We start from the raw sequence: 10,032 nt of genomic DNA, 5'->3' as shown, positions 1-10,032 counted from the left end.
TATTTCATAAGGAGGAGATATTTATGAAAAAAAAGATTCTCAGCATACTGCTTTGTACAGCAATGGTTGCAACTATGGCAGTAGGATGCGGTTCATCTTCTGAGGAGGAAAGTACAGAAGATACTGCGACAGAAGAAACTACAGAAGAAGAGGACAAAGCTGACGATGCTTCAGAGGCAGAAACAGAGTTTACAAAGGCTTTGGCACAGGTTGATGAAGATCTTGCACCGCTGCCGGAGAAAGACACAGGTAAGAAACTGGCAGCAATTGAAAGTACATTATCTAACTCTTTCTGGACAGTTATGCAGGAAGGTTATGAAGAAACAGCAGAAGAATTTGGTGTAACGATTGATGTGCAAGCTACAGATTCTGATACAGATACAGCCGGACAGTTAGATATCCTGAATAATATGCTTGTAAAAGATTATGAAGCAATTGCAGTTTCTCCATTAACTGAAGATTGTTTGATTTCTGGTATTGTTGCAGCAAATCAGGAGGATGTGAAGATTATTACAACAGGAAATCAGGTAAATGAAGATGCTCTCGAAGAAGCTGGAGGAAAACTTGACGCTAAAATTACGGTAGATTTTTATAATCAGGGTGTTATGGGAGCACAGTATATTATTGATAAGACTGGTGGAGAAGGTAAAGTTGCAGTCATCGCTGGTAACGAAGGTGGAACCCAGGCAGATGCACGCCGAGACGGTGCAAAAGATACTTTTGAAGATGCAGGAATGGATGTTGTTGCAGTGGAGCAGTGCGATTTTGATGCTCAGAAAGCTTACGATGCAACGACAGCAATCATTGAAGCAAATCCTGATATTGTAGGTATCGCTTGTGCAAATGATGATATGGCACTTGGTGTAGTTCGTGCATTGGAAGAAAAAGATATGAAAGATAAAGTTACAGTTGTTGGTGTTGACTTTACAGAAGAAGCTAAGGCAGCAATCGAGGAAGGTACATATGATGCAACAGTTGCAATGTCTCCATATCTGATGGGAAGAGAAGGCGTTATTATTATGCTGAAAGCATTAGAGGGACAGGATGTATCTGAAGTAGGAGACAGTACACCAATGGTACTTGTTGATTCTACAAATGTAGACCAGATGTCAGACTGGCATTAATTAAGAACCTGTGTTATAGTAATTATTGGTAAAAGAGGGAGATGTATCTGACATCTCCCTTTTTTGCAAGAATGGAGGTTGTAAAATGTATAATCGAATATTGGGAGGACTGATTGGTGCAGGTGCCGGGGATGCGATGGGAGCGGCTACTGAGGCGAGAACGACTGAACAGATACTTGAGTATTTTGGACATGAAGTTACAGATTTTGAGACACCGCCGATGGATACATTTGGAGCTGGGAATGTCCCGGGACAATTGACGGATGATTTCAGTTCGGCCTATTTTGTGGCAAGACATATTGCAGATCATGATGGTATTGTAACAGAAAAGATTGTACAAGAGGCAATGATTGAATGGTCTGAACATAAAGAGTTTTTTGACCGTTTTGCAGGTCCTACCACAAGACTTGCAATTCGGAAGTATAAAGGAGAAAAGATTGAAAAACCAAAGGGCGTTCAGCTTGTGACAAGACAAGCAACTAATGGAGCGGCTATGAAGATATCGCCAATAGGTCTGATAAATGCTGGAAATGTGGAGGGAGCTATTCGTGATGCTGTAACAGTTACAATGGTGACTCATGATAATTACCTCGCAATATCCGGCGGATGTGCAGTGGCAGCAGCAGTCAGCCGTGCAGTGATGCCAGATGCAGATGTATATAATATCCTTCAGGAAGGGCTATATGGCGCAAAGGAAGGGGAATATATAGGACGGGAGATTGCAAGGGATGTTGCAGGTCCTTCTGTAGTCAAAAGAATGGAGATGGCGATTGATATAGGATTGGGCAGAGGAACTCCAAAAGAAAAGATGATTGAACTTGGGCATCGGATAGGAGCCGGACTTCATGTGGCGGAAGCAATTCCGTGTGCATTTGGATTCTTTGCAGCAAATCAGGGAGATGCCCTGGGAAGTATTATTGGTGCAGTAAATGTCGGATATGATACGGATACGATTGCAACAATGGCAGGAGCAATGGCAGGAGCACTTCAGGGGGCAGATAAATATCCGAAACATTTTCTATCTGTTCTGGAAGAGGTCAATCATTTGGAAATTACAAAACTTGCAGAAGACATTACAAGGATTGTAGAAAAAAGACTACAGATTGGGAAGGAGGAGAACTAGATGAATCAGAAAATACTGGGAAGTATTCTCGGGGCAGCAGTAGGAGATGCTATGGGAGCAGCCACAGAGACAAAGTCAGCCAGACAGATTCAGAAGTTTTTCGGAGGTCGTGTGGAAGAATTTAAAACTCCTCCAGAAGATGTCCTGGCCAGGGGAAGAAAGGCAGGGCAGGTGACAGATGCTTTCAGTATCCCTTATATTCTGACGGAACATCTAATTGATGAAAAAGGACAAGCTTCAAAAAAATTAGGAGAAGAGGCCCTGATAGAATGGGGTAAAACAGAATATTTTGAGCCATTTGCTGGAATGACAACAAGAAATGTAGTGAATCGTCTGAATCAAAATGATAAAATGGATATGTGGTCTTATATCGGACATCTTGGCAATAAGTTGTATAAAGGTCATTATTATGCACTTTCTTCTAATGGTGCAGCAAGTAAAGCATATCCGGAAGGGCTTTTTAGCAATGGAGACATAGAAAAAGCAATTTGTGATACAGTAGAGATTACGATGTCTTCACATGATGACCCTTATAGTATATCCGGAGCATGTGCTATAGCAGCGGCGGTCAGCGAGGCAACGAAAGAAAATACATCAGTATATGAGATTATTAAGGCGGCTCATTATGGAAGTATAAGGGGAGAAGAACTTGCAAGGAAAAGAGATGATATTTGGACTTATCCAGGGCCGTCAGTCACTAAGAGAATCGAGATGGCAGTTCAGATTGTCATGCACTGCGGAAGTAGTCCAAATGTGATTCAGGAACTGGGAGAAAGAATTGGCAGTGGCCCGGCAATTGCTGAAACAGTTCCGACTGCACTTGGAATATTTATTGCTAATCAAGGGGATACGATGCCAAGTATTTACGATGCTGTAAATATCGGAGATGAAACCTGTGCGATTGCCTGCATTGTAGGTGCGGTTGCAGGCGCATATAATGGTGCAGACAGTATTACAGAAGGTTATCTGGATATTATTGAAGAAAAAAATCAGATGAATCTAAGGCGTCAGGCACAGGAGATTGAAAAGCTTTGGAAATAAAGATATATGAGGATGCATTATGAGTGAATATCTGATAGAGTCAGCACTTCTGACTCATGGATTAAAGAGTATTACAAATGAGATGCTTCTTAGTGTCTGGGAAAAGAGAGAAAAAAGAATTGTATGGATGGAATCAGGAAAGATTCAGAAGGGGTCAATACAGGAATACTGCGCATTTCGGGAAAAATCGCAGTATTATGCAAGAATTAATTACCAGAATTTTCAACATTTCCAAAGGGAAAAGAAATCGGGGATATTGACGGCATCTGGAACCATGAAGGCGTGTGAGATTCTGGGGATTCCGCTGGCGGTAACCTGTGGGATGGGCGGATTAATGCAAGGACAGCATAAAGAAGACTGTCATGATATTTTGGCGTTAGCAGAAAGTACAGTATCTCTTGTGGCAGTGTCTCCGAAAGATATGTTTGACCTGAAAGTTACATTAGATGGTATCAAATCAGAAGGAATTCAGATTCTTGGATATGATACAGATGTCTGTAGTGGATATATGTTCCGAAATAATGCGATTCCGCTTTCCAGAATCTGGAAGAAGGAACCATTATATCCGAAGACACTTTACCTGAGAGAAATTCCAGATGAGAAGCGTATAAAAAATCATCAGATTTTAGAAAAGGCATGCGCTTATGGAATAGAAAGAGAAAAAGAAGGTCATTATTATCATCCGGCTGTTAATGCAAAAATAGACGAATTGACCAATGGAAAATCATCAAAAATACAGTTGGAGGCATTGATTAAAAATATAGAATGGGCAGAAAAGCTATAATGAAAGACATCTAGAATTACAAAAGTAGTTCTGGATGTCTTTTTTGATAAATTTTACTCCCAGTTCGATGGCTGAACCGGATATTTTTCGCATTGTCTTGCTGCACGCATATAAGCATCGATATTTTCAAGAGGAGCTTTGACCGGAATATCACATCCGGGAGCGATGGTGAACCACGTGGGTTATCCCAACATTTAGCGAAACAATCTTTGACTGCCCGTTCGATGGAAGCCGGTAGTTAACGCTAAGGCCATCCTGTCCAAAACGTCTGAAACTTTCCATCAGCCAGTGTACGCGGAATTTAACTTCTGTAAAGGCTTCATCATATCGATAGAATATTTTTAAAATTCCTATATTTCTTTTGTGTCTTATGTTACAATCTTTACTGGATGTATCAAATGAGAAGAGGATAGAGAGGTTATGACACAACAGGATTCGGCAAATCTGAATATTAACTGGCGAGTTTTTTATCGAAATGTATTTGCACTGGTAGTACCGATGGCACTTCAGAATCTGATTAATGTTGGTGTTACGGCGATTGATGTTGTTATGCTTGGAAAGGTCGGAGAGACGGCTCTTTCAGGTTCTTCGCTGGCAGGACAGATTCAGTTTATTATGATGCTTCTGTTTTTCGGGATTACTTCGGGAGCTACCGTGCTGACTGCGCAGTATTGGGGAAAGAAAGATACCAGAACCATTGAGAAGATATTGGGAATGGGGCTGTCTGTTTCTCTTGTGGTAGCTGCTGTATTTACCATTGCGGCGCTTCTGATTCCAGAGACACTTATGCGGATATATAGTTCAGATGTTGAAGTGATTACAGAAGGTGCAAGATATCTTCGTATTGTTGGACTTTCTTATCTATGTATTGCTGTGACTCAGGTGTACTTGAATATTATGCGAAGCATTGAGAGAGTGTTGATTGCTACTTTTGTGTATTTTATGTCGCTGGTTGTAAATGTGGTTGTAAATGCATTGCTGATTTTTGGTCTGTGTGGTTTCCCAAAGCTTGGGATTGTAGGTGCAGCCATTGGTACTTTGTGCGCAAGAATCACAGAGACCGTGATGGTTCTTGTCTATGCCAGAACAAGGAACCGTGATGTCCGTATCCGTCTGTATGATATGTTTCACATTGATAGAGTATTGCTGAGAGATTACATGGTATATGCTATGCCGGTTGTGTTAAATGAACTGATGTGGGGGCTGGGAAGCTCTGCCAATACAGCCGTCATTGGACATATGGGCAGTGCTGCGGTGGCGGCTAATTCCGTGGCACAGGTAGCAAGGCAGCTGGCTACGGTTGTTGTGTTTGGAATCTCGAATGCCACGGCAATCTACCTTGGCAAGACGATTGGAGAGAGACAGATCTTACATGCAAGGGCATATGCAAAACGGTTCGTTGGATTAAGCCTTCTGTTAGGGACGATCGGCGGAGGAATTATTCTTCTGGCAGCACCTGTTGCGGGAGCGAATCTTGAACTGACAGAGCAGGCAAAGCAGTATATGAACTTTATGTTTTTTGTCATGTCCTATTTTACGATCGCGCAGTCAGTCAATACGACGATGGTCGTTGGAGTCTTCCGTTCCGGCGGAGATACTCGTTTCGGGCTTATTATGGATGTATCAACTATGTGGGGATGTTCCATCCTGATTGGTGCGGTGGCCGCCTTTGTATTGCATGCAAGTGTGCAGGTTGTATATGTGATACTGATGAGTGATGAGTTGATTAAGATTCCAATCTGTGTATACAGATACCGAACTTATAAGTGGTTAAACAATGTAACAAGAGAAAAAGAAGAGTTGGGAGGAGATTAATGATGATTGTTTTAGGAAAAGAAGAGATTGAGAAAATGGTTGACCTGAATCAGATGATGGATCAGATTGAAGAGGCATACCGCATATTTGGTACAGGAGAATATTATATGCCTCCGCGTCCGACCGTTGAACATGATAATAAGACTTTGATGTACATGCCATGTTATACCAGTGAGATTATCGGAACGAAGATCTTAAGCATTTTCCCAGAAAATGCAAAGCTTGGTCTTCCGTCTATTGATGGTGTTGTGCTGTTAAACGACCAGAAGACAGGTGCTCCGGTTGCATTGATGGATGGGCAATGTGTGACTGCATATCGGACAGGAGCAGTAGGCGGGGTGGCAATCCGCCATCTTTCCAGAAAAGACTGTCATACTGTAGGAATTGTGGGAGCCGGAGTGCAGGGATTTCATCTGGCATTATATGCATGTGCTGCAAGGGATATTCATACCGTATATGTATATAATCACAGTACCCGGGATCTGAGCGAATACCTTGCCAGAATGAAAAAAGCTATTGATAAGCCAGATGTAAAGGTAGTACAATGTAAGACGATAGAAGAACTGGTGACGAACAGTGAGATTATCTGTACAGCAACGCCTTCCAAGAAGCCGGTACTTCCAGATGACAGCAAGATGTTAGAGGGAAAATGCATCGTTGCCATTGGTTCTTACACGCCTCAGATGCGTGAGATACCGAACGCAATCTGGGAGCTTGTAGATCATGTATACATTGAACTCCCGTATGCATGTGAGGAAAGCGGGGACTTGAGTCAGCCTCTGGCAGACGGAATCCTGAAAGAGGAGCAGACCATTCTCATGGATCAGTTCCTGGCATCAGGAGCAGATGAAGAGGAGATCACCAAAAAGACGACTTACTTTAAATCAGTAGGTATGGGACTTTTTGATGTGTGCATTGCACAGAAATTATTAGAACAGGCAAAGGAGAGGTAATTATGAAAGCAGTAGCAACAGAAAAAGCACCAAATGCATTGGGACCATATTCACAGGGATATGTACATGGAGGAATCTTTTATTCTGCAGGACAGATTCCAATCAATCCAGAGACAGATACCATTGAGGCCGTGACAATTGAAGAACAGACAGAACAGGTATGTAAGAACCTGGGGGCTGTTCTGGAAGCTGCAGGAACTTCTTATGATAAAGTTCTTAAGACAACTTGCTTTCTTGCAGATATGGCAGATTTTGCAGCATTTAATGAAGTATATGCAAAGTATTTTACATCCAAACCGGCAAGAAGCTGCGTGGCAGTTAAGACATTGCCAAAGAATGTAAAATGTGAAGTAGAACTGATTGCAGTTGTTGAATAATACACTTTGTGCACAGTGATTTTCAGATGCACTTAGTAACCAGGAGGTAATGAATGATGGCAGAAGAACAACAGAATGGCTGCTCACCATCTGACTGCGCCGGATGTGCGCATGCAGGTTCCTGTAGCAGCAAACCACAGGATTTTAGAGAACCGGCGAATCCATTTTCACAGGTGAAAAAAGTGATTGCGGTTGTCAGTGGCAAGGGCGGAGTAGGGAAATCTATGGTAACCGCATCTTTGGCAAGAATGATGCGTGAGCAGGGATTCTCCGTTGGAATATTAGACGCAGATATCACAGGACCATCCATTCCAAAGATGTATGGAGTACATGAGAATGCTAAGGGCAGTGATGCCGGTATGTTCCCATGTGAGGCAAAAGATGGTACGAAGATTATGTCCGTCAACCTGCTTCTGGAAAATGAATCTGATCCGGTCATCTGGAGAGGACCGGTTATTGCAGGAGTGGTAACACAGTTCTGGACGGATGTGATGTGGGGAGAATTGGATTATCTTTTCGTTGATATGCCACCGGGAACCGGTGATGTACCGTTGACTGTATTCCAGTCTCTTCCGGTGGATGGAGTTGTGATCGTCACATCACCGCAGGATCTAGTACAGATGATCGTAAAGAAAGCTTACAACATGGCAAAACAGATGAACATTCCGGTACTGGGAATCGTTGAAAACTACAGTTATCTGGTATGTCCGGACTGTGGCAAGAAGATCAATGTATTCGGTGAGAGTCACATTGATGCAATTGCAGAAGAACTGGGAATCCCAGTATTAGGGAAGATGCCGATCGATGCAGCACTTGCGGAAGCTGTGGAGAGTGAGAAATTCTACGAGATCAGCAATGAATATCTTGCGGCAGCAGTAAATAAGATATAGGTTGGCTGTGGCGGAGAATTCGAGGGAGAAGGCGATTTGTGAAGGTAAGCGTAGCGTCGGAACAAACTGCCTCCTCCCTCAAATTCGATCCAATCACTAGATTCCCATCTGCAGATAAATCGCTGAATAAGGCTCCAGATCCAAGATCACTTTTCCATTTTGCAATGGAATATTCATGGTCGTATATTTTTTCGTTCCGGCATATTGTTCCATGTCACTGGCAATCAGAATGGTCAGCTTTTTGGTATCTTTTACTTCGAATTCGTATTTTTCCTGCAACTGGTCTGAGAAGTTGAAGACGGCCAGAATACGTTCCTGGCTGGCTCTTCGTTCGAGGGCATAGATACAACGTTCTTCTTGATGGCAGTCGATCCATTGGAATCCATCCGCAGTATAATCTTTCTGGGAAAGAGCCGGATGTGTCTGATAGATTAGGTTCAGATCTTTCATAAAGTGGTGGAATGCATCGTGGATGGGATATTTCAGGATGTTCCAGTCTTGTTCACGTTTTTCATCCCATTCTCGCAGCTGTCCCAGTTCATTTCCCATAAAATTCAGTTTTTTCCCTGGATGTGCATACATATACATGTAAAATGCTCTTGCCTGTGGGAATTTCATATCGTAATCTCCACTCATTTTCTGCAGAATCGTTGCTTTGCCGTGCACAACCTCATCGTGGGAGAGCGGAAGAAGGAAGGTGTCGTTATAATAATACATCATGGAAAAGGTCAGTTTGTGGTAATCACGGCTTCGATATTCTGGTGCGGTTCGGAAGTAATCCAGGGTATCGTTCATCCATCCCATATCCCATTTGTAATCAAATCCAAGGCCACCTTCGCTGACTGGTTTTGTGACATTAGGAAATGAGGTAGAATCTTCAGCAGACAGAATGGCAGTGGGGTGCATCGTTTTTAATCCGCGGTTCATTTCACGGATGAATTCTACGGCATTATGATTCACACCCCTTGCAGGTTCGCCCTGCCAATAGATGATTCTGCTGATGGCATCCATACGGATTCCGTCCATGTGATACTCTGTAAGCCAGTAATTGGCGGCGGATTGCAAGAAGCAGCGTACTTCTCCGCGTGAATGCATGAAGTTGCAGCTTCCCCATTCACTGACTCCTACGTCCTGATGAGGGTATTCGTATAAAGCAGTTCCGTCATAATTGGTCAGAGCATATCCATCTACAGCAAAATGAACCGGAACGAAATCTAAGATGACACCGATGTCATTCTGGTGACAAGTATCGACAAATTTCATCAGATCTTCTGCAGTACCATAACGAGAAGTGGGACTGAAAAATCCTGTGTTCTGGTATCCCCAGGACTCATCACAGGGATGTTCGCTCAATGGCATGATTTCTACATAATTGTAGCCATATTCTTTCAGGTAAGGGATGAGAATATCAGCCATTTCCGTATAGGTATACCAGTCATCAGCTTTATCGGATGGCTTTTTAAAAGATCCGAAATGAATTTCATAGATATTTAGAGGTTGCTCTTTGCAATCTGTTCGGTTTCGCATCCATGCATCATCCTGAAAAGCATAAGAAGACAGATCACGGATATATGAAGCAGAATTCGGGCGAAGTTCCATGCCATAGCCGTAAGGATCACAGTGGTCTACATAGGATTGATCCTGCCTATAAATCCGGTATTTATACATCATTCCAGGATGTGCATTCTGTACATAACATTCCCAGAAGTTTCCGTCGTGGACCCGGTTCATTTCCCATTCCTGCCAGCCATTGAATTCTCCAATCAGAGTAATGCGCAAAGCGCCGGGGGCAAATGTACGAAACGTAACCCCCTGTTCTTCTACGTGTGCGCCGAGATAGCGATATGCGTCAAATATTTTCCCAGTATAAAAGCCAAAAAAATCCATAATGTTTCCTCCAATTTTATAAAATAATAGACAGTAGT

9 protein-coding genes are annotated in these 10,032 nt (G+C 42.7%); 8 read left to right on the top strand and 1 reads right to left on the bottom strand.

Annotated elements, in window-relative coordinates; all coding sequences use genetic code 11:
• Window positions 1–23 precede the first annotated feature (23 nt).
• From ACQRD1_RS12620 to ACQRD1_RS12585, 8 genes are all read left to right on the top strand, one after another.
• Window positions 24–1,124, top strand: a complete 1,101-nt coding sequence (locus tag ACQRD1_RS12620) for a sugar ABC transporter substrate-binding protein (RefSeq protein WP_235232092.1) — start codon at window positions 24–26, stop codon at window positions 1,122–1,124.
• Between the two features lie 85 nt (window positions 1,125–1,209).
• The gene (locus ACQRD1_RS12615) at window positions 1,210–2,247 is read left to right on the top strand and encodes an ADP-ribosylglycohydrolase family protein (RefSeq protein ID WP_347376052.1); all 1,038 of its coding nucleotides are present in this window, start codon (window positions 1,210–1,212) and stop codon (window positions 2,245–2,247) included.
• Window positions 2,248–3,288, top strand: coding sequence for an ADP-ribosylglycohydrolase family protein (locus ACQRD1_RS12610; protein WP_427787674.1), 1,041 nt, complete (start codon window positions 2,248–2,250; stop codon window positions 3,286–3,288).
• 19 nt (window positions 3,289–3,307) lie between these two features.
• Entirely contained in the window at window positions 3,308–4,072 is a 765-nt protein-coding gene (locus ACQRD1_RS12605; RefSeq protein WP_347376054.1) for a pseudouridine-5'-phosphate glycosidase, read from the top strand.
• A 420-nt stretch (window positions 4,073–4,492) separates the two neighbouring features.
• The gene (locus tag ACQRD1_RS12600; RefSeq protein ID WP_427787672.1) at window positions 4,493–5,887 is read left to right on the top strand and encodes an MATE family efflux transporter; all 1,395 of its coding nucleotides are present in this window, start codon (window positions 4,493–4,495) and stop codon (window positions 5,885–5,887) included.
• Entirely contained in the window at window positions 5,887–6,840 is a 954-nt protein-coding gene (locus ACQRD1_RS12595) for an ornithine cyclodeaminase family protein (protein WP_427787671.1), read from the top strand. The genes ACQRD1_RS12600 and ACQRD1_RS12595 overlap by 1 nt, the downstream gene beginning before the upstream one ends.
• Window positions 6,841–6,842: 2 nt before the next feature.
• A complete protein-coding gene (locus ACQRD1_RS12590; protein WP_427787670.1) occupies window positions 6,843–7,217 on the top strand; it encodes a RidA family protein in 375 nt (124 codons plus the stop codon).
• Between the two features lie 56 nt (window positions 7,218–7,273).
• Window positions 7,274–8,107, top strand: coding sequence for an Mrp/NBP35 family ATP-binding protein (locus ACQRD1_RS12585; protein WP_235232099.1), 834 nt, complete (start codon window positions 7,274–7,276; stop codon window positions 8,105–8,107).
• 96 nt (window positions 8,108–8,203) lie between these two features.
• Here ACQRD1_RS12585 and glgB read toward each other — a convergent pair whose 3' ends face one another.
• The gene (glgB, locus tag ACQRD1_RS12580; RefSeq protein ID WP_427787669.1) at window positions 8,204–9,994 is read right to left on the bottom strand and encodes a 1,4-alpha-glucan branching protein GlgB; all 1,791 of its coding nucleotides are present in this window, start codon (window positions 9,992–9,994) and stop codon (window positions 8,204–8,206) included.
• Window positions 9,995–10,032: the final 38 nt, after the last annotated feature.

The organism is Bariatricus sp. SGI.019, assembly GCF_050315235.1.
GTDB lineage: Bacteria > Bacillota > Clostridia > Lachnospirales > Lachnospiraceae > JAFBIX01.
This window is presented reverse-complemented; position numbering and strand designations above follow the sequence as displayed.

What these genes read in the sequence shown, in the direction of transcription:
- ACQRD1_RS12590 (WP_427787670.1), top strand. Translation starts at nt 6,843, where the DNA reads ATGAAAGCAGTAGCAACAGAAAAAGCACCAAATGCATTGGGACCATAT.
- ACQRD1_RS12595 (WP_427787671.1), top strand. Translation starts at nt 5,887, where the DNA reads ATGATGATTGTTTTAGGAAAAGAAGAGATTGAGAAAATGGTTGACCTG.
- ACQRD1_RS12605 (WP_347376054.1), top strand. Translation starts at nt 3,308, where the DNA reads ATGAGTGAATATCTGATAGAGTCAGCACTTCTGACTCATGGATTAAAG.
- ACQRD1_RS12600 (WP_427787672.1), top strand. Translation starts at nt 4,493, where the DNA reads ATGACACAACAGGATTCGGCAAATCTGAATATTAACTGGCGAGTTTTT.
- ACQRD1_RS12585 (WP_235232099.1), top strand. Translation starts at nt 7,274, where the DNA reads ATGGCAGAAGAACAACAGAATGGCTGCTCACCATCTGACTGCGCCGGA.
- ACQRD1_RS12615 (WP_347376052.1), top strand. Translation starts at nt 1,210, where the DNA reads ATGTATAATCGAATATTGGGAGGACTGATTGGTGCAGGTGCCGGGGAT.
- glgB (WP_427787669.1), bottom strand. Translation starts at nt 9,994, where the DNA reads ATGGATTTTTTTGGCTTTTATACTGGGAAAATATTTGACGCATATCGC.
- ACQRD1_RS12620 (WP_235232092.1), top strand. Translation starts at nt 24, where the DNA reads ATGAAAAAAAAGATTCTCAGCATACTGCTTTGTACAGCAATGGTTGCA.
- ACQRD1_RS12610 (WP_427787674.1), top strand. Translation starts at nt 2,248, where the DNA reads ATGAATCAGAAAATACTGGGAAGTATTCTCGGGGCAGCAGTAGGAGAT.